Source organism: Pseudomonas sp. GW823-FHT03E05 (genome assembly GCF_058796855.1).
The window spans coordinates 58234-84098 of record NZ_JBXAJB010000002.1; the positions used below are offsets into that span (position 1 = coordinate 58234).

The 25865-nt window shown below is 66.0% G+C and carries 19 protein-coding genes; 11 read left to right on the forward strand and 8 right to left on the reverse strand.

Features of this window, described 5'->3' with window-relative positions:
• The first annotated feature begins 70 nt into the window (after positions 1-70).
• Complete coding sequence (locus AC1RCO_RS07935; protein ID WP_011060039.1) at positions 71-2104, forward strand: FUSC family protein; 2034 nt, start codon at positions 71-73, stop codon at positions 2102-2104.
• 7 nt (positions 2105-2111) lie between these two features.
• Here the strand turns inward: AC1RCO_RS07935 and AC1RCO_RS07940 are convergent, their stop codons facing one another.
• The 5 genes from AC1RCO_RS07940 to AC1RCO_RS07960 all read right to left on the reverse strand — a co-directional run bounded on the left by AC1RCO_RS07940 (position 2112) and on the right by AC1RCO_RS07960 (position 11922).
• Positions 2112-3035, reverse strand: a complete 924-nt coding sequence (locus tag AC1RCO_RS07940; protein WP_011060038.1) for a DUF808 domain-containing protein — start codon at positions 3033-3035, stop codon at positions 2112-2114.
• Between the two features lie 75 nt (positions 3036-3110).
• Positions 3111-4562: an efflux transporter outer membrane subunit gene (locus AC1RCO_RS07945; RefSeq protein WP_492617618.1), complete on the reverse strand. Its 1452-nt coding sequence runs from the start codon at positions 4560-4562 to the stop codon at positions 3111-3113.
• A gap of 2 nt (positions 4563-4564) precedes the next feature.
• Positions 4565-7690: an efflux RND transporter permease subunit gene (locus AC1RCO_RS07950; RefSeq protein ID WP_492617619.1), complete on the reverse strand. Its 3126-nt coding sequence runs from the start codon at positions 7688-7690 to the stop codon at positions 4565-4567.
• Positions 7680-10781, reverse strand: coding sequence for an efflux RND transporter permease subunit (locus AC1RCO_RS07955; protein WP_492617620.1), 3102 nt, complete (start codon positions 10779-10781; stop codon positions 7680-7682). Before AC1RCO_RS07955 ends, AC1RCO_RS07950 begins: the two co-directional genes overlap by 11 nt.
• A gap of 10 nt (positions 10782-10791) precedes the next feature.
• Positions 10792-11922 carry an efflux RND transporter periplasmic adaptor subunit gene (locus tag AC1RCO_RS07960; RefSeq protein ID WP_220223896.1) on the reverse strand — a complete coding sequence of 377 codons (1131 nt, stop codon included), beginning with the start codon at positions 11920-11922 and terminating at the stop codon, positions 10792-10794.
• Positions 11923-12196: 274 nt separating this feature from the next.
• Here AC1RCO_RS07960 and AC1RCO_RS07965 point away from each other — a divergent pair, with 274 nt between their 5' ends.
• Positions 12197-12805, forward strand: coding sequence for a TetR/AcrR family transcriptional regulator (locus tag AC1RCO_RS07965; protein ID WP_492617621.1), 609 nt, complete (start codon positions 12197-12199; stop codon positions 12803-12805).
• A 131-nt stretch (positions 12806-12936) separates the two neighbouring features.
• On the opposite strand, the gene AC1RCO_RS07970 is transcribed toward AC1RCO_RS07965, so the two are convergent.
• Complete coding sequence (locus AC1RCO_RS07970) at positions 12937-13377, reverse strand: GlcG/HbpS family heme-binding protein (RefSeq protein WP_011060036.1); 441 nt, start codon at positions 13375-13377, stop codon at positions 12937-12939.
• Between the two features lie 268 nt (positions 13378-13645).
• Between AC1RCO_RS07970 and gcl the strand changes: the two genes are divergently transcribed.
• The 8 genes from gcl (at position 13646) to AC1RCO_RS08010 (ending at position 23119) form a co-directional block, all read left to right on the forward strand.
• Complete coding sequence (gene gcl, locus AC1RCO_RS07975; RefSeq protein WP_015634658.1) at positions 13646-15421, forward strand: glyoxylate carboligase; 1776 nt, start codon at positions 13646-13648, stop codon at positions 15419-15421.
• 117 nt (positions 15422-15538) lie between these two features.
• Positions 15539-16321 (forward strand): hydroxypyruvate isomerase, encoded by a 783-nt coding sequence (hyi, locus tag AC1RCO_RS07980; protein ID WP_011060034.1) that lies wholly within the window; start codon positions 15539-15541, stop codon positions 16319-16321.
• A 105-nt stretch (positions 16322-16426) separates the two neighbouring features.
• Entirely contained in the window at positions 16427-17320 is an 894-nt protein-coding gene (locus AC1RCO_RS07985) for a 2-hydroxy-3-oxopropionate reductase (RefSeq protein ID WP_011060033.1), read from the forward strand.
• A 153-nt stretch (positions 17321-17473) separates the two neighbouring features.
• Positions 17474-18754 carry a glycerate kinase type-2 family protein gene (locus AC1RCO_RS07990; protein ID WP_011060032.1) on the forward strand — a complete coding sequence of 427 codons (1281 nt, stop codon included), beginning with the start codon at positions 17474-17476 and terminating at the stop codon, positions 18752-18754.
• A complete protein-coding gene (gene pyk / locus AC1RCO_RS07995) occupies positions 18744-20159 on the forward strand; it encodes a pyruvate kinase (protein WP_015634657.1) in 1416 nt (471 codons plus the stop codon). The genes AC1RCO_RS07990 and pyk overlap by 11 nt, the downstream gene beginning before the upstream one ends.
• A gap of 101 nt (positions 20160-20260) precedes the next feature.
• Positions 20261-21181, forward strand: coding sequence for an urea transporter (locus tag AC1RCO_RS08000; protein ID WP_015634656.1), 921 nt, complete (start codon positions 20261-20263; stop codon positions 21179-21181).
• Positions 21182-21202: 21 nt separating this feature from the next.
• Entirely contained in the window at positions 21203-22027 is an 825-nt protein-coding gene (locus AC1RCO_RS08005) for an ion transporter (RefSeq protein ID WP_015634655.1), read from the forward strand.
• A 90-nt stretch (positions 22028-22117) separates the two neighbouring features.
• The gene (locus AC1RCO_RS08010; protein WP_011060028.1) at positions 22118-23119 is read left to right on the forward strand and encodes a sulfate ABC transporter substrate-binding protein; all 1002 of its coding nucleotides are present in this window, start codon (positions 22118-22120) and stop codon (positions 23117-23119) included.
• Between the two features lie 65 nt (positions 23120-23184).
• Here the strand turns inward: AC1RCO_RS08010 and AC1RCO_RS08015 are convergent, their stop codons facing one another.
• Together AC1RCO_RS08015 and AC1RCO_RS08020 are read right to left on the reverse strand one after the other, a co-directional pair.
• On the reverse strand, positions 23185-23634 hold the full coding sequence (locus AC1RCO_RS08015) for a RidA family protein (RefSeq protein ID WP_011060027.1): 450 nt from the start codon (positions 23632-23634) through the stop codon (positions 23185-23187).
• Between the two features lie 134 nt (positions 23635-23768).
• The gene (locus tag AC1RCO_RS08020; RefSeq protein WP_065363392.1) at positions 23769-24398 is read right to left on the reverse strand and encodes a hypothetical protein; all 630 of its coding nucleotides are present in this window, start codon (positions 24396-24398) and stop codon (positions 23769-23771) included.
• Between the two features lie 245 nt (positions 24399-24643).
• Between AC1RCO_RS08020 and AC1RCO_RS08025 the strand changes: the two genes are divergently transcribed.
• Positions 24644-25852, forward strand: a complete 1209-nt coding sequence (locus AC1RCO_RS08025) for an MFS transporter (protein ID WP_041116710.1) — start codon at positions 24644-24646, stop codon at positions 25850-25852.
• Positions 25853-25865 lie beyond the last annotated feature (13 nt).

Genomic DNA, 25865 nt, shown 5'->3' on the forward strand with positions numbered 1-25865 from the left:
AGCCGATTGGCACACCCTGGCAAAATCGATACGATGCTAATCATTAGCTAGCTATCAATGTGTCTGAAAGATGAAACTGCCGACCTTTTTCCGCGCCGATATCTGGCAAGCCCTCTTCGCCCCTGCCCCTGCCGACCTGCTGTTCGCCGCGCGCAACCTGATTGCCGGCGGCCTGGCCTTGTACCTGGCGTTCCGCCTGGATTTCGAACAACCGCAATGGGCCCTGACCACGGTGTTCATCGTCAGCCAGTCCAGCAGCGGCATGGTCCTGGCCAAGGGCGCCTACCGCCTGTTGGGCACCCTGGTGGGGGCCGTGGTGTCGATATTGCTGATTGCTACCCTGGGCCAGGCGCCCCTGCTGTTCCTGCTGGCCATGGCCCTGTGGCTGGCCTTCTGCACCACCGGCGCCTCGCTGCTGCGCAACCACGCAGCCTACGGTTTCGTACTGGCGGGCTACACCACTGCCATCATCGCCCTGCCCGCCACCGCAGCGCCCTTGCAGGTGTTCGACCAGGCAGTGGCGCGCTGTTCGGAAATCGGCCTGGGGATCATCTGCGCCGCCGTGGCCAGCCAACTGCTCTGGCCGCGCCGGGTGGAACAGGCGCTGGCGGTCCAGGGCCGCGCCGCCTGGCTGGCCGGGCGCCAGGCCGCAGCCTCGGAGCTGCTGGGGGAAGACCAGCGCAAGGGGCTGCTGGAAGCCCTGGGGCGTATCGTCACCGTGGATGCCCAACGCGATCACGCCTGGTTCGAAGGCCCGCAGGGGCGCCGTCGCTCCCAGGCGCTGCGGGTGCTGAGCCGCGACCTGCTGGGCTTGCTCCGGTCCGCCCGCGGCGTGGCGCGGCAACGGCAGATGCTCGACGCCGCCACCGCGCAGCAACTCCAACCCTTGCTCGGCGAGACCATCCAGGCCCTGCAGGCCGAACATGACGCCGCCCTGCCACCCTTGCTACAGCGCCTGCAACAGGCACTGCAGGACCCTTCGCTGTCCGCCGAAGGCCATCTGTGCCTGGTGCAACTGGCCCAGGTACTGGAGCGGGTGGAACAGAGCGCCCTGAGTGTCAGCGCCGTGGAACAGGGCCGGGTCCCGCCCGGCGCTCCCGGCGCCCTGTCCTGGCACCGGGATATCCAGCAAGGGGTGCTGGGAGGCTTGCGCAGCGCCCTGGCCTTTCTCGCCGTCGCCGGCTTCTGGCTGCTGTCCGCCTGGCCCTCGGGGCTGGGGGCCGTCTCCATCTGTGGCGTGGTGCTGAGCCTGTTCGCCGGGCGTGAGAACCCTGCCGCGTCCTGCCTGAATTTCTTCAAGGGCATTGCCCTGTCCATTCCCGTGGCGGCCTTCGTCGGCCTTGGCCTGCTGCCGGGCTGGGACGGTTTTCCCCTGCTGTGCCTGGGGCTGGCAGTGCCGCTGTTCTGCGCTTCGCTGTGCATGAGCCGACCGAAGCTCGCGCCCGTCGCCTCGGCGTTCTGCATCTTTTTCGTCAACAACGTCGGCCCCAGCAACCTGATGAGCTACGACCTCGGAGCGTTCCTGAACAAGGCCATGGCCACCCTGATCGGTGTCGGCATCGCCGTGGTGGTGCTGCGCCTGGTCAGCCTCAACCCGGGCGAGCAGCACTACCGGCGGATGTTCAAGGCTTCGCTGTTCGATCTGGCGCAGCTCACCTCACGCCCGCCGGAGCAGGCCGAAAGCTGGTTCGGCGGGCGCATGGCCGATCGGCTGATCCGGGTGTCGCGGTATTGGCAGATGCAGCCCGAGAACCGCCGCAGTCACTGGGACAACGGCCTGCTGGGGCTGGACCTGGGAGATGAGCTGCTGCAATTGCGCAGTTGCCTGGACCCGGCCCGGGGGACCCTGGCCACGGAACGCGAGCATTATCTCGCGCACCTGGCGACGCTGCTCAGGCACGGCGGCCCCAGCGCCAACCGCAGCGAACAGCTGGATGCGGTCTCCGCGGCCCTGCTCAAGGCCCTGGATGGCGACCGCGACCTGCCCCTGCAAGCCCGGGAGATGGCCCGGGCGGCGATCCTGCAACTGCAGTTCACCTGGCGCCGCTGGTGCCGCCAGCAACAAGCGGCCGCGCTGCCGACCCCGGTGCCGGCAGCGGGCTGAGCGCCCGTCAGCCGCGCAGTGCACGCCAGGCCTTGCCCGCCAGGGTGACCGCCAGCAGCACCACGGCACCGGCAATGATCCCGGCCACGGCATTGAGCAGGGTCGGCATCAACGCCGATACCGGGCCTATGACCCCGGCGCTGCGCTCGGCCAGCCCTTCTATCAGGTGGTGCACGGCGGGCACACCGTGGGTCAGGATGCCGCCGCCGACCATGAACATCGCCGCCGTACCGATCACCGACAGGCTCTTCATCATCAGCGGCGCTGCCCGCAGGATCGCCCCACCGATGCGTTTGGCCAGGGCAGCGGGCTTGTGCACCAGCCACAGCCCCAGGTCATCGAGCTTGACGATGCCGGCCACCAGGCCGTAGACACCGACGGTCATGACAATGGCGATACCCGAGAGCACCACCACCTGCTGGGTCAGGGAGGCCCCGGCCACGGTGCCCAGGGTGATGGCGATGATTTCCGCGGAAAGGATGAAATCGGTGCGCACCGCACCCTTGATCTTGTCCTTCTCGAAAGCCACCAGATCCACCTGGGGGTCGGCCAGGGCTTGCAGGGTCTGGGTATGTTCGGCCGCCACTTCGGCGTGGTGCAGGTATTTGTGCGCCAGCTTCTCGAAGCCCTCGAAACACAGGTAGGCGCCACCCAGCATCAGCAGCGGGGTCACCAGCCACGGCGCCAGGGCGCTGATGGCCAGCGCCGCCGGCACCAGGATCAGCTTGTTGCGAAACGACCCCTTGGCCACCGCCCAGACCACCGGGATTTCCCGCTCGGCGCGGACCCCGGAGACCTGCTGGGCATTGAGCGCGAGGTCGTCGCCCAGCACACCGGCGGTCTTCTTCGCCGCCATCTTGGTCATCAAGGCCACGTCATCGAGTACCGCGGCGATGTCATCGATCAATACCAGCAAACTGCTTCCGGCCATGAACCTGGCTTCCCTGCATGGAAATAAGGCGCGCAGCATAGCGTGCCGGGCTTGTGCCACGCGAGATCCCGCGTGTCAGGGCAGGCTCGCGCCCGGCTCGTGCCAGCCGCCGCCCAGGCTCTGGAACAGGGCCACGCTGCCCAGGCTCAGTTGGCCCTGGGAATCGCGCAGGCTCTGCTCGGCCTGCAGCAGCACCAGTTGCTGGGTCAGCACGTTCTGCTCGCTGACGGTGCCGGCCCGCAGTTGGGCTTGCTGGCTGCCGAACAGTTGCCGGTTGCGCTGGTACATCTGCTGGTAGGTCGCCACTTGGCGCTGCAGGTGATTGACCGAGGACAACTGGTCCTCGACGTTCTGCAGGGCGCCAAGCACCGTGCCGCGGTAGTTGGCCACGTCCTGGTCATAGCTGGCCCGGGCCTGCTGCACCGCCGCTTCCCGGGCGCCGCCGTCGAACAGGGTTCCGGCCAGCGCCGGGCCCAGGGTCCAGATCCGGTTCGGTACCGAGAACAGCCCGCCCAGGGCGCTGCCGCGAAAGCCCACTTCGGCGGTCAGGTCCAGGGTCGGGAAGAATGCCGCCTCGGCCACACCGATCCGCGCATTGGCCGCCGCCGCGGTGCGCTCCGCCGAGACCACGTCGGGGCGGCGCAGCAACAGAGTCGAAGGCAGGCTCAGCGGCGGCTGCGGCGCATTGAAGCGGTAGTCGGCCTGCGGCGCCAGGCTGAACTGGGCCGGAGCCACGCCCAGCAGCACCGCCAGGGCATGCTCGAACTGCTCGCGGGAGATCTGCGCCGTCTGCAGGGCCGCCACCACACTGCTCAACTGATCCTGGATCAGCAGCAACTGATCGTTGGAGGCCGTGCCCTGGACGTAGGCGGCCTGGGTCATGTCCTGCAGGCGCTGGGTGATCCGCTGCTGCTCCTGGAGCAGGCGGATGTCCATATCCAGCTGACGCAGGCTCAGGTAGTTGCTCGCCACACTGGCGCTGATGGACAGCCGTACCCCCGCCAGCAGCGCATCGGAAGACTGGGCCAGGGCCTGGCTCGACTCGATGCCGCGGCGCACCTGGCCCCACAGGTCCGGTTCCCAGCTGGCCCCCAGGGTCGCGCTGACACTCTGCTCGACGCCGCCGGAACTGCTGGTGCCGGTACTCGAACCGCTACCGGCGCTGGTGCCGCCCACACCCCGCGAACCGGAAAGCCCGGCGCTAACCGTGGGAAACAGCCCCGAGCGGCTCGACGCCACCTGGGCCTGTGCCTGGCGATAGGCCGCCTCGGCAGCGACGATCGACTGGTTGGCGCTGGCCGAGCGCCAGACCAGATCGTTGAGCACCGGGTCCTGATACGCCAGCCACCACTGGCTGTCCAGGGCACCCTGGGGGTTGGCTACGGCGCGCTGCCACTGCCCGCCTTCCTTGAAGGCCATGGGCAACGGCATCTCGGGCTTCTGGTAGTCCGGCCCGACCATGCAGCCGCCAAGCAACATACACAGCAGTGCCACGGCCAGACGCCCCGGTACAGGTTGGCCACGCATAGTCATGCCTCCTTGACCACCCGGCGCAGGCGTTGGGACGCCCGGTCGAGCCACAGGTAGATAACGGGGGTGGTATACAGCGTCAGCACCTGGCTGAGCAGCAGGCCGCCGATGATCGAGATCCCCAGTGGGCGGCGCAGCTCCGAGCCGTAACCACTGCCGAGCACCAATGGCAAGGCGCCGAGTATCGCCGCCAGGGTGGTCATCATGATCGGCCGGAAGCGGATCAAGCAGGCCCGGCGGATCGCGTCCTGGGCACTGAGCCCCTGCTCCCTGGCCTCGGTGATGGCGAAGTCGATCATCATGATGGCGTTTTTCTTGACGATACCGATCAGCAGGATCACCCCCACCAGGGCGATGATCGACAGCTCGGTGCCGGTCAGCAGCAAGGCGATCAGTGCCCCGACCCCGGCCGAAGGCAGGGTCGAGAGGATGGTCAGCGGGTGCATCAGGTTCTCGTAGAGAATGCCCAGCACGAGGTACACCGAGACCAGCGCGGCAATGATCAGCAAGGGCTCGCTGGCTACCGAGGACTGGAACACCTGGGCCGTGCCGGCAAACTGCCCGACCACGCTGGCCGGCATGCGCAACTGCGCCACGGCCTGGTCCACCAGGGCCGTGGCCTGGCCGATGGACACCCCCGGCGCCAGGTTGAACGAAGCGGTCACAGCCGGAAATGTGCCCTGGTGGCTGATGGCAATGGCCGTGCGCTGCACCGACAGCTGGGCCACCGACGAAAGCGGAATCAAGGTCCGTTGCGCCTTGGCCGCCAGGTCCGGGCTTGCCGCGCCGCCCTTGCCGCTGGCCACCGCCCCGGTGGGCAGGTAGATCGAGTTCAGGGTCGAAGGATCGGTCCAGTACTGCGGAGCGATCTCCATCACCACATGGTATTGGTTGGCAGCCCGGTACAGGGTCGATACCTGGCGCTGGCCGAAGGCGTCGTACAGCGTCTGGTCGATGGCCGCCATGCTTACGCCCAGGCGCGCCGCGGTGTCGCGGTTGACCTGGACATTGGCCAGCAGGCTGTTGTCCTGCTGGTCGGTATTCAGATCCTTGAGCTGGGGCAAGCCGCGCAGCACCGCTACCACCTTGGGCACCCATTCATCGAGGTCGGCCTGGTCATCGGCGGTCAGGGTGTACTGGTACTGCGCGCCGCTCTGGCGTCCGCCCACGGTGATGTCCTGTACCGATTGCAGGTACAGACGTGTGCCGGGCATGTCGCCCAGGGTCCGACGGATCTGCGCGATCACCTGGTCGGCGCTGTCGTGGCGCTGGTTCAGGGGCTTGAGGGCAATGAACAGTTGCGCACTGTTGATCGCCCCGCCACCGCCGCCCCCACCCCCGACAAAGCCGCCGACCGTGTCGATATTGGGGTTCTGCATGACCTTGCGGTTGATCTCCATGAAATCCTTCTGCATGGCGTCGTAGGAAATGCTCTGGGCCGCCAGGATGCTGCCGGACAAGCGCCCGGTGTCCTCCTGGGGAAAGAAACCCTTGGGCACCAGCACGTAGAGCACACCGGCGAGCAGGATCACCAGCACCGTCACCAGGCCCATCAGCCGTGAATGGCCGATGACCCAGCCCAGGGTCCGGTCATAGAAGCGGTGCACCGGCGAATCCACGGTCTCGGCGCCTTCGAGTGCCTTCTGCCGGGTGCGCAGCAGCACGCTAGAGAGCATCGGCGTCACCGTCAGCGAGATCAGCATCGAGATGCCGATGGACACCGACAGCGACACCGAGAACTCGCGGAACAGACGGCCGACGATGCCCCCCATCAACAGCAGCGGAATGAACACCGCCACCAGCGACACGCTGATGCTGAGCACGGTGAAGCCCACTTCCCGGGCCCCGGCCAGCGCTGCCTGCAGCCGCGATTCGCCCCGCTCCAGGTGGCGCATGATGTTTTCCACCACGACGATGGCGTCATCCACCACGAACCCGGTGGAAATGGTCAGGGCCATCAGTGACAGGTTGTTCAGGCTGTAGCCCAGAAAATACATGGCGCCAAAGGTGCCCAGCAGCGACAGCGGCACGACGATGGCCGGCACCAGGGTGCTGCGCCAGTCGCGGAAGAAAGCGAAGGTCACCAGGGTCACCAGCACGATCGAGGCGATCAGGCTCAGTTCCACGTCCCGCAGCGAGGCACGGATGGTGGTGGTGCGGTCCATCAGGATATTCAGGCGGATCGAGGCCGGGATCGACTCCTGGAGAAACGGCAGCTCGGCCTTTACCGCATCCACCGTGTCGATGACGTTGGCCCCCGGCTGCTTGAAGATCACCAGCAGCACCGCCGGCTTGCCGTTGAACAGGCCGAAGTTGCGCAGGTCCTCGACGTCCTCGTGGACGTAGCCCAGGTCGGCGATGCGCACCAGGCTGCCGTTGTTCTGCTTGACCACCAGGTCGGCGTAGTCGGCGCTCTGGTACAGCTGGTCGTTGGCGCCGAGCACATGGTTCTGCTGGCCGAGGATGATCGAGCCCTTGGGCAGGTTGACGTTGGCTGCGGCGATCACCTGGCGCACCTGCTCCAGGCTGACCCCGTAGTGATTGAGCCGGTCCGGGTTGAGCTCGACCCGCACCGCCGGCAGGGCGCCTCCGCCGACAGTCACATCGCCGACTCCGGTGGTCTGCAACAGCCGCTGCTCCAGCAAGGTCGAGGCCACGTCGTACATCTGCCCCGGCGAGGCGCTATCGGAGGTCAGGCTGATGATCAGGATCGGCGAGTCGGCCGGGTTGACCTTGCGGTAAGTGGGGTTGCCGGAGAGGTCACTGGGCAGGTTGGTACGCGCAGCGTTGATCGCTGCCTGCACGTCCCGGGCGGCACCGTCGATGTCACGGTTGAGGTCCAATTGCAGGTTGATCCGGGTCGCCCCCAGGGTGCTCGACGAGGTCATCTGGGTAACCCCGGCGATTTGCCCGAACTGCCGTTCCAGGGGCGTGGCCACCGAGCTGGCGACGGTGTGCGGGTCGGCCCCCGGCAGAGAGGCACGCACGCTGATGGTGGGAAAGTCCACCTCCGGCAGTGGCGCCACCGGCAGCAGTTTGAAGGCCAGGACGCCGAACAGCGCCAGCCCGGCGGCGAGCAACGTGGTGGCGATGGGGCGCTGGATGAACGGCGCGCTAAGGTTCATCGCCGATCCCCTGGGGCCCTTCCCCGTCGCCCTCCCTGCCACTGCGGCGCCCTGCCAGCCGCTCGCCCAGGCCGTGCATGGCGAGGAAGATCACCGGGGTGGAAAACAGCGTCAGCAACTGGCTGAGCAACAGGCCGCCGATGATCGCGATACCCAGCGGGTGGCGCAGTTCCGAGCCGATGCCGGTGCCCAGGGCCAGGGGCACCGCGCCGAACAGCGAGGCCATGCTGGTCATCAGGATCGGCCGAAAACGCAGCTCCGCCGCCTGGCGGATCGCCGCCAGTGGCGTCAGGCCGCCCTTGCGCGCCAGCTCGAGGGCGAAGTCCACCATCATGATGCCGTTCTTCATGACGATGCCGATCAGCAGCACGATGCCGATCAGGCCGATGATGTCGAACTGGGTCCCGGTGATCAGCAGCGCCAGCAAGGCGCCCAGGGCCGCCGAGAGCAGGGTCGAGAGAATGGTCACCGGGTGCACGAAACTCTCGTAGAGAACCCCCAGCATCAGGTACACCACCACGATCGCCGCCAGCACCAGAAACACCTGGTTCGACAGCGAAGCCTCGAAGGTCGCCGCCGCCCCTTCCAGCGACGCCTGCACCGAGGCCGGCAGGCCGACCCGGGCCTCGATCTGTTGCAGCCGGGTCACCGCCGCTCCCAGGCTCTGCCCGGGGGCGAGGTTGAACGAGACATCGGCATAGGGAAACTGCCCCAGGCGGTTGATGGTCAGCGGCGCCCGCTGCACCTGCTGGGTGGCCATGCTGGACAGCGGCGCCACCCCGCCGCCGGGGATGTTCACGTAGAGCCCGGTGAGCAGGTCCGCCAGATTACGCGGTGGCCGGTCGGTGGCCATGACCACGTGATACTGGTTGAGCTGGGTATAGATGGTCGACACCTGGCGCTGGCCGAAGGCGTCGTAGAGCACATCGTCGATGGCCTGGGGAGTGATGCCCAGGCGCGAGGCGGTGGCGCGGTCGAAGTTCAGCTGGATCTGGTTGCCGAACTGCATCGCCTGACTCTGCACATCGGTGAACATCGGATCCTGCTTCAGCGCCGCCAGCATCTTGCCGGTCCACAGCTCCAGCAGGTCCGGGTCGGTGGCCTGCAGGCCCAGGCGGTAGCTGGTGGTAGACACCGTGGCATCCAGGGTCAGGTCCTGGACCCCGTGCAGGTACAGGCGTATCCCGGCGTCATCGGCGTTGGCATCGGCCAGCCGGCGGATCACCACCGCGCTGCTGTCGCGCTGCCCGTGGGGCTTGAGGTTGATCAGCAGGTTGCCCTGGTTGAGGGTGGGGTTGGTCTGGTCGATGCCGACGAAGGACGACAGGCTCTCTACCGCCGGATCCTTGAGAATACGCGCCGCCAGGCGTTGCTGCTGTTCCTGCATCTGCTGGAAGGAAATACTCGGCGCCGCCTGGGAGATGCCCTGGATCAGCCCGGTGTCCTGCTCGGGGAAAAAGCCCTTGGGCATGATCATCAGGGTCGCCAGGGTCAGCACCGCCGTGAGCATCAGCGACAGCAGGGTCAGGGTGCGGTGGGCCAGCACCCAGTCCAGGCCGCGCACATAATGCCGGTTGATACGGTCGAAGAAATCCGCGCGGCGCTCCTGGTGGCGACTCTTGAGCATGCGCGCGCACATCATTGGCGTCAGGGTCAGGGAGATCAGCGCCGAGATCACGATGGTCACCGCCACGGTCATGGCGAACTCGCGAAACAGCCGGCCCACCACATCGCCCATGAACAGCAGCGGGATCATCACCGCGATCAGCGCCACCGACAGCGAGATGATGGTGAAGCCGATCTGCTCCGCGCCCTTGAGCGCTGCCTGCAACGGTGGCTCGCCCGCCTCGATGTAGCGGGTGATGTTCTCGATCATGACGATGGCATCGTCCACCACGAAACCGATGGCGATGGTCAGGGCCATCAGGGTCAGGTTGTTCAGGGAAAAGCCCAGCGCATAGGCCACCGCCAGGGTGCCCACCAGGGTCAGGGGCACGGTCACCGCGGGAATCAGGGTGGCCGCGACGTTGCGCAGGAACAGGAAGATCACCAGCACCACCAGCAGCACCGCCACCGCCAGTTCGAACTGCACGTCGGTGACCGAAGCGCGGATGGTCTGGGTCCGGTCGGTGAGCACCTCGACCTTGAGGGTGCCCGGCAGGCCGGCCCGCAGCTTGGGCAAGAGTTGCTGGACCCGGTCCACCACGTCGATGACGTTGGCCCCGGGCTGGCGCTGGATGTTCAGAACGATGGATGGCGTGCTGTTGGTCCAGGCGGCCTGATGCGGGTTCTCCGGGCCTTGCACGGAACTGGCGATCTGCGCCAGGCGAATCGGCGCGCCGTTCTTGTAGGCGATCACCAGGTCGCGGTACTCCTGCGCCGACTGCAACTGGTCGTTGGCACCGATGGAATAGGCCTGGTAGCGCCCGTCGATATTGCCCTTGGCCTGGTTGACGTTGGCGGTACCCAGGGCCGTGCGCAGGTCATCCAGGGACAGGCCCAGGTTGTTCAGCGCCGAGGTATTGGCCTCGACCCGCACCGCCGGGCGCTGGCCGCCGCTGATGGTCACCAGGCCGACCCCGGAGATCTGCGAGATCTTCTGCGCCAGGCGGGTGTCGGCCAGGTCCTCGACCTTGGTCAGGGGCAGCACGTCGGAGGTCAGGGACAGGGTCAGCACCGGCGCGTCCGCCGGGTTGACCTTGCTGTACACCGGCGGGTAAGGCAGGTTGCTCGGCAGGAAGGTGCCCGCGGCGTTGATCGACGCCTGCACCTCCTGCTCGGCCACATCCAGGGACAGCGCCAGGTCGAATTGCAAGGTGACCACCGAAGCACCGTTGGAGCTGGTGGAACTCATGGACTTGAGCCCCGGCATCTCCCCCAGCTGGCGCTCCAGGGGTGCGGTGATCGACGAACTGATCACCTCCGGGCTGGCCCCCGGGTACTGGGTGTAGACCTGGATGGTGGGGTAATCGACTTCCGGCAGGGCCGAGACCGACAGCAGGTGATAGCCCAGCAGGCCCAGCAACAGCACCGCCACCATCAACAAGGTGGTGGCCACCGGCCGTTCGATAAAGGGGCGCGAGACGTTCATCGGCGCCGGCCTATTGAGCCACGACTTTGATGGCCGAGCCGTTGTCCAGCTTGTCCGCGCCCTCGGTAATCACCTGCTCGCCAGCCTTGACCCCGGCGTCCAGCACCGCCGTGACCTCGCCGCTGGCCGGCCCGCTCTTGATGTTGCGCAGGCTGGCCTTGGTGCTGCCGTCAACGACGAACACGAAGTCGCCCTTGCTGCCATGCTGAATGGCCCGGGTGGGCACCACCGGCACCTGCGTCAGGGTGTCGGCCCTGAGCCTGGCGTTGACGAACTGATTGGGAAACAGGGCCTTGCCCGCCCCCTCGAAGCGAGCCTTGACGTTGATGGTCCCGGTACTGGTGTTGACCTGGTTGTCCAGCGCCAGCAGGCTGCCGCTGGCCAGCAGGTTGTGCTTGTTGCGGTCATAGGCGAGTACCGGCACTGGCCCCTTGGCCATGGCCTGGCTGATCGCCCCCAGGTCATCCTCGGGCACCGCGAACACCACCTCGGCCGGCTCCATCTGGGTGATCACCACGATCCCGGTGGTGCTGGCGGTGGTCACGTAGTTGCCCGGGTCCACCAGGCGCAGCCCGGCCACGCCGTCCACCGGCGAGATGATGGTGCAGTAGCTCAACTGCACTTCCAGGTTCTGCACGCTGCCCTGGTCGGCAGCCACGGTGCCGGCCTGTTGCTGCACCGTGGAAACCTGGGTGTCGAGGGTCTGCTGGCTGACCGAACCGGCCTTGATCAGTTCGCGGTAGCGGGCCAGGTCGCGCTGGGCATTGTCCAGCACCGCCTGATCATGGGCCAGCACGCCCCGGGCCTGGGCCAGCTGCGCCTTGAGCGCGCGATCATCGATCCGCGCGATGACCTGGCCCTTGCGCACAGGCTGGCCTTCCTTGAACTCGACGCTGGAAAGAATCCCGTCCACCTGGGTGATCACCGTCACGCTGCGGGTCGGCGTCACCGTGCCCAGGGCGTCGATGTAGACCGGCACATCCTGCAACTGCACCGCCACCGCCACCACCGGCTCCCCCACGGGTGCCGGCTTGACCGGATGCCGCGGGCCGGACAGATAGAACCACAGCCCCAGGGCCAGAGCTGCCAGTGCCAAGAGGATGAGCCACAGAGAAACTTTGCCGCGTCTGCCTTTGTCCACGAGCGAGCATCCGATTCAGGCGGGTCCGGACCCGGTTGCGCAGCGCGATGAACGCCCCACCACAGGCTGATCACAGGCCGGCGAGCCAAGCACTGCCCTGAACTCTAGCAGCCGCCCTCTGGGGCGCCCGCCGATGCGTATTTTCGTTCAGCCACGGGACAGGCAAATCCGCCCAAGTGCAGGAAAACCGGGCCCGAGCCGGCATTCTTGAGCCTCGTACAAGGCCGGTGCTACCATGCGCAACCGCCCGAACAGGCAAGGAATCCCCTGGTTTATGAGCACCATCCGCGAGCGCAATAAAGAACTGATCCTGCGGGCCGCCAGTGAAGAGTTTGCCGACAAGGGCTTTGCGGCGACCAAGACCAGCGACATCGCCGCCAAGGCCGGGTTGCCCAAACCCAACGTCTACTACTACTTCAAGTCCAAGGAAAACCTCTATCGCCAGGTGCTGGAAAGCATCATCGAACCCATCCTCCAGGCCTCCACCCCGTTCAATGCCGATGGCGTGCCCAGCGAAGTGCTCAGCGGCTACATCCGCTCGAAGATCCGCATCTCCCGCGACCTGCCGTTCGCTTCCAAGGTCTTTGCCAGCGAGATCATGCATGGTGCGCCGCACCTGAGCCCGGAGCAGGTGGAACAGCTCAACGCCCAGGCCAAGCACAACATCGAGTGCATCCAGACCTGGATCGATCGCGGCCTGATCGCCCCGCTCGACCCCAACCACCTGATGTTCAGCATCTGGGCCGCGACCCAGACCTACGCCGACTTCGACTGGCAGATCTCGGTGGTCACCGGCAAGACCAAGCTCGACGAAGACGACTACGAAGCTGCGGCACAGACCATCATCCGTCTGGTGCTCAAGGGCTGTGAACTGGATCGCTGATAGCGTTTCGGTACTTTCCGGTTTGTTTCCCGGCCCGCAAGGGCGCAATAGTTTCAATCAAGATCCTGCGCGGCTTTTCGCAGCCTCGCGGGCTCGGCAGTGGCTACAGGCCGGGCCCGCGAGGTCGAGGGCTATGCGCTGACGCCGGCGTCCGCCGCCAGGCCCTGGGCTTCGATCGCGCTGATGGCGCACTGCTCATCGATGTCCGAGGTATCGCCACTGATGCCGATCGCCCCAATCACTGCCCCCGCCTGATCCCGAATCAACACCCCGCCCGGCGCAGGCACCACGCTGCCCTGCCCCAGACCGTTCAATGCGCCGATGAAGGCCGGGCGCTGCTGCGCGTCCAGGGCCAGCAGGCGCGAGCCCTTGCCCAGGGCCACCGCCCCCCAGGCCTTGCCGATGGCGATCTGCGGGCGCAGCAGGCTGGCGCCGTCCTCCCGTTGCAGGGTCACCAGGTGCCCGCCGGCATCCAGCACCGCGATGGTCAGCGGCGCCGCATTGATCTTGCGCCCCGCGTTGATGGCCTGGTTGGCCAGGTTGACTGCGACTTTCAAGGTTAAAGCGCTCATGGGTGCCGTCCTTATCTTGTTATTGAGAAAACCTGGGGAAGCTTCTTGTAGGAGAAGTCCGATACAACAAATAGAACACAATGAATTTATTTTTTGTATACAATAATTCGCGAAAGGTAGCCCCTGCGACAAAAGGACGCCGGTTTATCGGGGCTTTGATGAAAGCCGCTGCCGCTCAAGAAAATGGATTGACCTGCGCCATCCGCCGTGAATACACTTTGCGCAAAACCACTTGTATACAATTACAAAACGCAAGAGGCACAAAACCATGAGCAAAATGAGAGCAATCGAAGCCGCCGTTCTGGTGATGCGCCGTGAAGGGGTCGATACCGCTTTTGGCATCCCGGGTGCCGCCATCAACCCGCTGTATTCCGCGCTGCAGAAGGTCGGTGGCATCGATCACGTGCTCGCTCGCCACGTCGAAGGCGCCTCGCACATGGCCGAGGGCTACACCCGCACCAAGGCCGGAAACATCGGCGTGTGCATCGGTACTTCGGGCCCCGCCGGCACCGACATGGTCACCGGCCTGTACAGCGCCTCGGCCGACTCCATCCCTATTCTCTGCATCACCGGTCAGGCCCCCCGCGCCCGCCTGCACAAGGAAGACTTCCAGGCCGTGGACATCACCAGCATCGTCAAGCCGGTGACCAAGTGGGCCACCACCGTGCTGGAACCGGGCCAGGTGCCCTACGCCTTCCAGAAAGCCTTTTATGAAATGCGCTCCGGCCGTCCCGGCCCGGTACTGATCGACCTGCCGTTCGACGTGCAGATGGCGGAAATCGAATTCGACATCGACGCCTACCAGCCCCTGCCCCTGGCCAAGCCGGCGGCGACCCGCCTGCAGGCGGAAAAGGTTCTGGCCCTGCTGGACCAGGCCGAACGTCCATTGCTGGTGGCCGGTGGCGGCGTGATCAACGCCGACGCCAGCGAGCTGCTGGTGGAGTTCGCCGAGCTGACCGGCATTCCGGTGATCCCGACCTTGATGGGCTGGGGCACCATCCCTGACGATCACCCACAGATGGTGGGCATGGTCGGCCTGCAGACCTCCCATCGCTACGGCAATGCCACCCTGCTCAAGTCCGACACCGTGCTGGGCATCGGCAACCGCTGGGCCAACCGCCACACCGGTTCGGTGGACGTCTACACCGAAGGCCGCAAGTTCATCCACGTGGACATCGAACCGACCCAGATCGGCCGTGTCTTCACCCCGGACCTGGGCATCGTTTCCGATGCTGGCAGCGCCCTGACCGTATTGCTGGAGGTGGCCCGCGAATGGCAGACCGCCGGCAAGCTCAAGGATCGCAGCGCCTGGCTGCATGACTGCCAGCAGCGCAAGGCCAGCCTGCACCGCAAGACCCACTTCGACAACGTGCCGGTCAAGCCGCAACGCGTGTACGAAGAAATGAACCAGGTATTCGGCAAGGACACCTGCTACGTCAGCACCATCGGCCTGTCGCAGATTGCCGGCGCGCAGTTCCTCCACGTCTACAAGCCACGCCACTGGATCAACTGCGGCCAGGCCGGCCCGTTGGGCTGGACCATCCCCGCTGCCCTGGGCGTGGTCAAGGCCGACCCGAACCGCCAGGTGGTGGCGCTGTCCGGCGACTACGACTTCCAGTTCATGATCGAAGAACTGGCGGTGGGCGCGCAGTTCAACCTGCCGTACATCCACGTGGTGGTGAACAACTCCTACCTGGGGCTGATCCGCCAGGCCCAGCGCGGTTTCGACATGGACTACTGCGTGCAGCTGTCCTTCGACAACCTCAACGCGCCGGAACTCAACGGCTATGGCGTCGACCACGTGGCCGTTGCCGAAGGCCTGGGTTGCAAGGCCCTGCGGGTGTTCGAACCCAAGGACATCCAGCCTGCCCTGCGCCAGGCCCAGGAAATGCTCCAGACCTTCAAGGTACCGGTGGTGGTGGAAATCATCCTGGAGCGCGTGACCAACATTTCCATGGGCACCGAAATCAACGCAGTCAACGAGTTCGAAGACCTGGCGCTGGTGGGCAACGACGCCCCTACCGCGATTTCCCTGCTCGACTGATACCCCTGGCCGCTGGCACCGGCCGGGCCCCGGGCGCCACCTCCCGCCAGAGGTGGTGCCCGGGCCGCCCGCCCCCTGGCGCCAGCCCCAGGCTTGACCGAACCACAGGAGACCACCATGCCGCGCTTTGCTGCCAACCTGTCCATGCTGTTCACCGAACAGGACTTCCTCGCCCGCTTCAAGGCGGCCGCCGATGCCGGCTTCAGCGGCGTCGAATATCTGTTCCCCTACGAATTCAGCTCTGCCGAAATCAAGGCGCAACTTGACGCCCACGGCCTGAGCCAGGTGCTGTTCAACCTGCCGGCCGGCGACTGGGCCAAGGGTGAACGCGGTATCGCCTGCCTGCCCGACCGGGTCGAGGAGTTCCGCGCCGGGGTCGACCTGGCCATTGCCTACGCCCAGGTCCTGGGCAATACCCAGATCAACTGCCTGGCAGGCATCCGCCCACAGGGCGCCGATGAAGCCCTGGTGGAAAAGACCTTGGTCGCCAACCTCAAGTACGCCGCCGACAAGCTCCAGGCCGTGGGCATCAAGCTGGTGATGGAAGCCATCAACACCCGCGACATTCCCGGCTTCTACCTCAACAATACCGCTCAGGCGCTGTCGATTCGCGAGCAGGTGGGCAGCGACAACCTGTACCTGCAGTACGACATCTACCACATGCAGATCATGGAGGGAGACCTGGCGCGGACCATGGCCAACCACCTGGGCCAGATCAACCACATCCAGCTGGCGGACAACCCCGGGCGCAACGAGCCGGGCACCGGCGAGATCAACTACCGCTTCCTCTTCGAGCACCTGGACCGCATCGGCTACCAGGGCTGGGTCGGTTGCGAGTACAAGCCGCTGACCACCACTGAAGCCGGCCTTGGCTGGCTGAAAACCCACAACGCAATCTGAACCTGTACCTGCGTAGGAGCCGGCTTGCCGGCGAAGAGGCCCGCAAGACCGCCTTCGCTGGCCAGCCAGCGCCCACAAGGTCCCGTTGAATAGAGGATTTTTATCATGGCTAAAATCGGATTTATCGGCACCGGCATCATGGGCCACCCAATGGCCGCCAACCTGCAGAAGGCCGGTCACAGCCTGCTGCTCTCGGAACACCACGGCAAGGCTCCGGCCGACCTGATCGCCGCCGGCGCCATCGCCCTGGCCTCGCCCCGGGACGTCGCCCAGGAAGCCGAGTTCGTCATCATCATGGTCCCCGATACTCCCCAGGTCGAAGACGTGCTGCTGCGCGCCGACGGCGTGGCCGCCGGGATCGGCAAGGGCAAGATCGTCATCGACATGAGCTCGATCTCGCCCACCGCTACCAAGGCCTTCGCCGCCAAGATCAACGAAACCGGCGCCCAGTACCTGGACGCCCCGGTGTCCGGCGGTGAAGTCGGGGCCAAGGCCGCCACCCTGAGCATCATGGTCGGTGGCGACAGCCAGGCCTTCGAACGTGCCCTGCCGCTGTTCCAGAGCATGGGCAAGAACATCACCCTGGTGGGTGGCAACGGTGACGGCCAGACTGCCAAGGTGGCCAACCAGATCATCGTCGCCCTGAACATCCAGGCCGTGGCCGAAGCCCTGCTGTTCGCCTCGAAGAACGGCGCCGACCCGGCCAAGGTGCGTGAAGCACTGATGGGTGGCTTCGCTTCCTCGAAGATCCTCGAAGTGCACGGCGAGCGGATGATCAAGGGCACCTTCGACCCGGGCTTCCGCATCAACCTGCACCAGAAGGACCTGAACCTGGCCCTGAGCGGTGCCCGCGAGCTGGGCATCAACCTGCCCAACACCGCCAACACCCAGCAAGTGTTCAGCACCTGCACCGCCATCGGTGGCGCCAACTGGGACCACTCGGCCCTGATCAAGGGCCTGGAACACATGGCCAACTTCTCGATCCGCGAGAAGAAATAAGCAGCATCCGTAGCCGCTGCCGCAGGCTGCGCCAAGGTTCGCAGGAAACGCCTCACGGCGGGCCAGGGACAGGCCCTGCTGACCTTGCCGCCGCCTGAGGTGGCGGCTACACCCGTTTCAAGCCCCCCATAACAAGAAATCCGGGAGCCCGCCATGTCGGTCGATCCGCAAAAATTCCTCCGTGAGCTGTTCGCCACAGCCATCGACGCCGCCCACCCGCAACAGGTTCTGCAAGCCCATCTCCCCAGCGACCGCAGCGGCCGCGTCATCGTCATCGGCGCCGGCAAGGCCGCCGCGGCCATGGCCCAGGTGGTCGAGCGCAGCTGGCAGGGCGAAGTCTCCGGGCTGGTGGTCACCCGCTACGGCCACGGCGCCCCCTGCACCAAGATCGAAGTGGTCGAAGCCGCCCACCCGGTGCCCGACGCCGCCGGCCTGGCCGTGGCCAAGCGCGTGCTGGAACTGGTCAGCAACCTGTCGGAACAGGATCGGGTGATCTTTCTGCTGTCCGGTGGCGGTTCGGCGCTGCTGGCCCTGCCAGCCGCCGGCATCACCCTGGCGGACAAGCAGGCCATCAACAAGGCCCTGCTCAAATCCGGCGCCACCATCGGCGAGATGAACTGCGTGCGCAAGCACCTCTCGGCGATCAAGGGTGGACGCCTGGCCAAGGCCTGCTGGCCGGCCACGGTCTACACCTATGCGATTTCCGATGTACCCGGCGACCTGGCCACGGTCATCGCCTCCGGCCCCACCGTGGCCGACCCCAGCACCTCGGCCGAGGCCCTGGCGATTCTCAAGCGCTATGGCATCGACGTACCGGCCGCGGTCCGCAGCTGGCTGCAGAGCCCCGAGTCGGAAACCGTCAAGCCCGGTGACCCGTGCCTGGCGCGCAGCCACTTCCAGCTGATCGCCCGGCCCCAGCAGTCCCTTGAGGCGGCGGCCGTGAAGGCTCGCCAGGCCGGCTTCAGCCCACTGATCCTCGGCGACCTGGAGGGCGAATCCCGGGAGGTGGCCAAGGTCCACGCCGGCATCGCCCGCCAGGTCGCCCTGCACGGCCAGCCCCTGGCGGCGCCCTGCGTGATCCTCTCCGGCGGTGAAACCACGGTCACCGTGCGCGGCAATGGCCGTGGCGGGCGCAACGCGGAGTTCCTCCTGAGCCTCACCGACAGCCTCAAGGGCTACCCGGGCATCTATGCCCTGGCCGGCGACACTGACGGCATCGACGGTTCCGAGGACAATGCCGGGGCCATCATGACCCCGGACAGCTACGCCCGCGCCGCGGCCCTGGGCCTGAGCGCCAGCGACGAGCTGGACAACAACAACGGCTATGGCTACTTCGCGGCGCTGGGGGACCTGATCGTCACCGAGCCGACCCGCACCAACGTCAACGACTTCCGCGCCATCCTGATTCTCGAGAACCCCAAACATGACGCCTGACAAGAAGGTCAAAATCCTCGCCACCCTGGGCCCGGCCATCGACGGCATCGAGGACATCCGTGAGCTGGTGCAAGCCGGGGTGAACATCTTCCGGCTCAATTTCAGCCACGGCGCCCATGCCGACCACGCCCAGCGCTACGAGTGGATCCGCCAGGTAGAGCGCGAACTGAACTACCCCCTGGGCATCCTCATGGACCTGCAAGGGCCGAAGCTGCGGGTCGGCACCTTCGCCGAGGGCAAGGTGCAACTGGTGCGCGGCCAGGCCCTGCGCCTGGACCTCGACGCGACCCCGGGCAACGCCCAGCGGGTCAGCCTTCCGCACCCGGAGATCATCGCCGCCCTGGAGCCGGGCATGGACCTGCTGCTGGACGACGGCAAGCTGCGCCTGCGGGTGATCGCCAAGCACGCCGATGCCATCGAGACCACCGTGCTCAATGGCGGTGAGCTGTCGGACCGCAAGGGCGTCAACGTGCCCCAGGCGGTGCTCGACCTCAGCCCGCTGACGGCCAAGGACCGTCGCGACCTGAGCTTCGGCCTGGAACTGGGGGTGGACTGGGTGGCCCTGTCCTTCGTGCAGCGCCCGGAAGACATCCGTGAAGCCCGTGCGCTGATCGGCGACAAGGCCTACCTGATGGCCAAGATCGAGAAGCCTTCGGCCGTCACCCAACTGCGGGAAATCGCCGAGCTGAGCGACGCGATCATGGTGGCCAGGGGCGACCTGGGGGTGGAAGTGCCCGCAGAAAGCGTGCCGCAGATCCAGAAAAACATCATCAGCACCTGCCGCCAGCTGGGCAAGCCGGTGGTGGTGGCCACCCAAATGCTCGAATCCATGCGTTTCTCCCCTGCGCCGACCCGGGCCGAGGTCACCGACGTCGCCAACGCCGTGGCCGAGGGTGCGGACGCCGTGATGCTGTCGGCGGAAACCGCTTCCGGCGAATACCCGCTGGAGGCCGTGCAGATGATGAGCAAGATCATCCGCCAGGTGGAAACCGGCCCGGACTACCAGACCCAACTGGACGTCAGCCGGCCCCAGGCCGAGGCCACGGTCTCGGACGCCATCAGCTGTGCGATCCGCCGGGTGTGCAGCATCCTGCCGGTGGCGGTGCTGGTGAACTACAGCGAATCCGGCAGTTCGACCCTGCGCGCCGCCCGCGAGCGGCCTTCGGTGCCGATCCTCAACCTGACGCCGAACCTTGCCACTGCTCGCCGCCTGACAGTGGCCTGGGGCGTGCATTCGGTGGTCAACGACCGGCTGCGCCAGGTCGACGAGGTGTGTGCCACGGCCCTGGAAATCGCCCAGGCCCAGGGCCTGGCCAAGCGCGGCGACACCGTGGTGATCACCACCGGTGTGCCGTTCGGCCAGCCGGGCACCACCAATTCGTTGCGCGTCGAAACCCTTCTCTGACCCGCAGCCCATGGCGCCGCTGACCGGCCAGAGCCTCCCGCAGAGGAGGCCTGGGCGGTCGGCGCAACCCTCGCCCAGGGGCCGCCCCACTGATTTGCATCATGCCTTCACAGTCTTTCAATGCCTTCTGCCCCGACTGGGCCACTGCCCTGCTTAACGGCTTCAGTCAGATCTTTCTCCAGCGCCATCCGCTGTGCGGCCTGCTGTGCCTGCTGGCGATCCTGGTCAGTGCCCCGGCACTGCTCGGCGCTGCCCTGCTGGGTGCTCTGGCCGGGCTGCTGACCGCGCAACGCCGGGGGTACGCCAAGGCCGACCGCCAGGCCGGGCTGTTCAGCTACAACGGCGTATTGCTGGGCCTGCTGCTGGGCCTGTACCTGCCCTGGTCGGTATTGCTGCCGCCGCTGATCATCGCCGCCGGCGGTCTCAGCGCGATCATTACCCAGCAATGGCTCAAACGTGCCCGCAACCCCGCCAGCCTGCCGGCCTACACAGCACCCTTCGTCGGCCTCGGCTGGCTGCTGCTGAGCCTGATCGAGCCGCTGCCCGCGGCCACCCAGGGCGTGCCCGGGCTGTCCCTGGCGAACCTGCTGGGTGGGCTGTTCCAGGGCCTGGGGCAGATCATGTTCCTCGGCCAGCCCCTGGCCGGCCTGCTGATTCTGCTCGGCCTGCTGCTGGCCAGCCGCCGCGCGGCAGCCTGGGCCCTGTTCGGCTCCGCCTGCGGCCTGCTCTTTGCCCTGCTGCAGCAAGAGCATGCCCAGGCCCTGCAGGGCCTGGGCGGCTACAACTGCGCCCTGGTCGCCCTGGCCCTGGGCCAGCAGGCCCGGCACCCCTGGCGGCCGCTGCTGGGGATGCTGCTGGCACTGCTGATCAGCCCGGGGCTGGTCGCCCTGGGTCTTGCGCCCCTGACCGCACCCTTTGTCCTGGCCTGCTGGCTGGTGCACACCGTCGACCGGGTGCTGGGCCGCAACGTGCGGGGCGACGCGCCTTGCGCTCCCCCGGCAAATCCCCCTAGGCTTCGCTGACTTTCGATTCAGGCGATTTCCATGGGCAACAGCGACAACTGGCGGCAGCGCCTCTACGTAATGATCTTCCAGACCGATACGGTGGCGGGGAGGCGCTTTGACAGCACCCTGCTGCTGATCATCCTCGCCAGCCTGGTGATCGTGATCCTCGACAGCATCGACGAGGTCCATCGCAACTACGCCAACGTCCTGGCCTACATCGAATGGGGTTTCACCCTGATCTTCGCCATCGAGTACGGGCTGCGCCTGTACTGCTCCCCCCGGCCGCTGCGCTATGCCTTCAGCTTCTATGGCCTGGTGGACCTGCTGGCGATCGTTCCGGGGATCCTCGCCCTGTATTACAGCGACGCCCAATACCTGCTGATCATCCGCATCATCCGCATGCTGCGGATCTTTCGTGTGCTCAAGCTGGCGCCCTACCTCAAGCAGGCCCACTACCTGCTGGACGCCCTGCGCGGCAGCAAGCAGAAGATCCTGGTGTTCCTGCTCAGCGTCTGCACCCTGGTCACGGTGTTCGGCACCCTGATGTACGTGGTCGAAGGCCCGGAGCACGGTTTCACCAGCATTCCCAAGGGCATCTACTGGGCCATCGTCACCCTGACCACCGTGGGCTACGGCGACATCGTGCCCAAGACCGTGATCGGCCAGGTGATCTCGTCCATGGTGATGATCACCGGTTACTCGATCATCGCCGTGCCCACCGGGATCTTCACCGCGGAACTGGCCAGCGCCATGCGCGGCGAGCAGCTCAAGCACGACTGCCCGGTGTGCCGCAAGAACACCCACGAACCCGCCGCGGCCTTCTGTTCCCGCTGCGGCAATGCGCTATTCAGGAAACTGGAATAAGCAAAGTACTTTTTAATCTTTAAAGAGATATAGCGCCCCGGCTATAGTCGGCGGCAAATTGCCTTCACTCTCGAACAAAAGGAATGTGCAGTGAAAAAACTCTTCAGCGCCTCGCTACTGGCCGCCGGCCTGGCCCTGGGCAGCGTCGCCCAGGCCGCACCGACCCTGCTCAACGTTTCCTACGACGTGATGCGCGACTTCTACAAGGACTACAACGCCGCCTTCCAGAAACACTGGAAAGCCGAGCACAACGAGAACATCACCCTGCAGATGTCCTTCGGCGGCTCCAGCAAACAGGCGCGCTCGGTAATCGACGGCCTGCCGGCGGATGTCATCACCATGAACATGGCCACCGACATCAACGCCCTGGCGGACAACGGCAAGCTGGTGCCGGACAACTGGGTGACCCGCCTGCCGAACAACAGCGCGCCGTTCACCTCGGCCACCGTGTTCATCGTGCGCAAGGGCAACCCCAAGGCCCTGAAGGACTGGCCGGACCTGCTCAAGGACGGCGTGCAGGTGATAGTGCCCAACCCCAAGACCTCGGGTAACGGCCGCTACACCTACCTCTCGGCCTGGGGCTATGTGCTCAAGAACGGCGGCGATGAGAACAAGGCCAAGGACTTCGTCGGCAAGCTGTTCAAGCAGGCGCCGGTGCTCGACACGGGTGGCCGCGCCGCCACCACCACCTTCATGACCAACCAGATCGGCGACGTGCTGGTGACCTTCGAGAACGAGGCGGAGATGATCGCCCGCGAATTCGGTCGCGACCAGTTCGAGGTGATCTACCCGAGCGTGTCCGCCGAAGCCGAGCCGCCGGTATCGGTGGTGGACAAGGTGGTAGAGAAGAAAGGCACCCGCGCCGCCGCCGAGGAGTACCTCAAGTACCTGTGGTCACCGGAAGGCCAGGAAATCGCCGCCAACAACTACCTGCGCCCACGGGACCCGAAAGTGCTGGCCAAGTACACCGATCGCTTCCCGAAAGTCGACTTCCTCTCGGTGGAGAAGACCTTCGGCGACTGGCGCAGCGTGCAGAAGACCCACTTCAACGACGGCGGGATCTTCGACCAGATCTACACCAACGCCAAGTGACCCCTAACGGGTGAATGAAAAAAGCGACCTCCGGGGTCGCTTTTTTTATGCCCCAGGCATGGCGCTCAGAGGGCTCGCGCCGGAGTGAACAGCGCCGCTTCGGCGACCTGATGGCGCTCCTCCAGCACCGCCTCCGCCTCGACTTCGATCAGCCACTCTGGCAGCGACAGCCCGCTGACGATGATCCACGAAGACGCCGGCGGCTGGCTGGCAAAGCGTTCGAGCAAGACTGCGCTGATGTGCTCCTGCTGGTTGCGGGCCGCTTCGGCGATGTAGATCCGCAGCATCACCACATCCGCCAGCCGGCCACCCGCCTCGGCCAGGACCCGGGCGATATTGTCGAAGGCCTGCTCGGTCTGCTCCCGCAGGCCCGGGCCCACGGTGCGCTCCTGCTCATCCACACCCACCTGGCCGGAAAGCAGCAGGCGCCGCCCACCGCGCACCTCCACCGCCTGGCTGAAACCGTATTGCAGGGAATTGAACACACTGGCTGGGTTGAACGTCGACTTTTCCATAAGGCACTCCCGGCGCATTGAACGACCGGAGACCGTAAACCAAGCCTTTGCCGACTTCCACTGCAACCCGCGCGCAGCAACATTTGGCAATGCAAGCCCCCGCCCGCCTGGTGGCAACCCTGTGCAGCAGCGGCCTACATCGGCGGCGCGACCCCATCCTTGCCGGCGGAGATCGACTGCGCGGTGAGTTTGCCGTCATCGCTCTGGGTAACGAACATCACCACCTTGACCCCGACCTTGAGCAGGCTGCGGTCGCCGGGAGTCAGGTTGACGATGGGCACATCGTCCGGCACCAGGATCTTCTGCTGGCCGCCCTTGTAGTTGACGGTCAGGGTGCGGCCGTTGCTCACCACCAGGTCGCCGACGCTGCCGTTGGTCATGCTGCTGCCCTTGGCCAGGTCGAAAGGCCGGTGGCCATCACCCGTACCGGCCAACTGCGGTGGAAACACATGCACTTCCAGCGCCTTGAGGGTGCCGTCGGCCATGGGCATGGCCGCCGAGCCGATGTAGCTGCCGGGCTTGATGTCCTCGATATTGGCCAGGGTCACGGCACGCACCTGGGTCTGGGGCGTCAGCTCGATGCTGACATTCTCCCCACTGTTGACGTGCACCCGCACCACGTCGCCGCCGACCCCGGTGATTTCCCCGCGTACGCCAATGCGCATGCCCGGCGCATCCTGGGCCAGGGCCGCGGTGCTGCCCAGCAGGAACGCCAGGGCCAGGCATGGAAGGTTGCACAACAAACCAGGCAAAGACCGATTCATGGAACGGATTCCTCAAGGCAATGGGTGCACAGAGCCCGTCAGTCGACTGCAAGGCCCCGGGGGAGCATGAGCATGCTATCGAACAGGATGTAAGTAAATGTATCATCGCCCCTCGACAGCGACACGCCCCGGTACTCAACGGGCCTTCATCATTCGATCGCTGACCTTTGCCACCCGGCCCGCTCCATCGCTTTGCCACGGGGTCTTGCCGACCTCGCTCCTTGCGCTTGCCCCAGAGATCGCCAATGAATTCCACGACCCAGGCTCTGCCCACCGGCAGCGCGACAATGACCCGAGGCATGGTGCTGCTGTTCGCCTTCTGCTGCGGGGCCATAGTCGCCAACATCTACTACGCACAACCGATCATCGAGCTGATTGCCCCGGACCTCGGCCTGTCCAGCGCCCTGGCCAGCCTGATCGTGTCGCTGACCCAGATCGGCTACGCTCTGGGCCTGTTCTTCCTGGTGCCCCTGGGCGATTTGCTGGAAAACCGCCGGCTGATGATCTGCACCACCCTGGTGGCGATTGCCAGCCTGCTGGGCGCGGCCTTTATCCAGCAGCCCAATGCCTTTCTCCTGGTGTCGCTGTTGATCGGCTTCAGTTCGGTGTCGGTGCAGATCCTGATTCCCCTGGCCGCGCACCTGGCCCCCGAGGAAACCCGGGGCCGGGTGGTGGGCGGGATCATGGGCGGCCTGCTGCTGGGAATTCTCCTGGCCCGGCCGGTGTCCAGCGTGGTGGCCGACCACTTCGGCTGGCGGGCGATGTTCATCGCCGCGGCGCTGCTGATGGCAGCCATCAGCCTGGTGCTGATGCTCACCATTCCCAAGCGCCAGCCGGCCCACAGCGCCACCTATGGCCAACTGCTGCATTCCCTGGGCAACTTGCTGCGCCAGCAACCGGTACTGCGCCAGCGCGCCTTCTACCAGGGTTGCCTGTTCGCCACCTTCAGCCTGTTCTGGACCGCCGCACCGCTGGAGCTGGCGCGCCAGCACGGCCTGAGCCAAAGCCAGATCGCGATCTTTGCCCTGGTGGGCGCCATCGGCGCCATCGCCGCGCCCATCAGCGGGCGCCTGGCAGATGCCGGCCATACCCGCATCGCCTCACTGCTGGCCATGCTGCTGGCGGCCCTGAGCTTCATCCCCAGCCTGGTGCATCCGGCCTACAGCGTGATCGGCATGGCCGTGACCGGGGTGGTCCTGGATTTCTGCGTGCAGATGAACATGGTGCTCGGCCAACGCGCCGTGTACGCCCTCGACGCCCACAGCCGCAGCCGCCTGAATGCGCTGTACATGACCAGCATCTTCATCGGCGGTGCCTTTGGCTCCTCGATTGCCAGTGCGGTGTACGAGCATGGCGGCTGGCTGGGCATCGTGCTGGTGGGCAGCGCCTTCCCGCTGCTGGCCTTGATGCGTTTCCTGCTGGTGCGGGACAACCGCCGCCCGGCCCGGGCCTGAGGAAAAGGCGCGG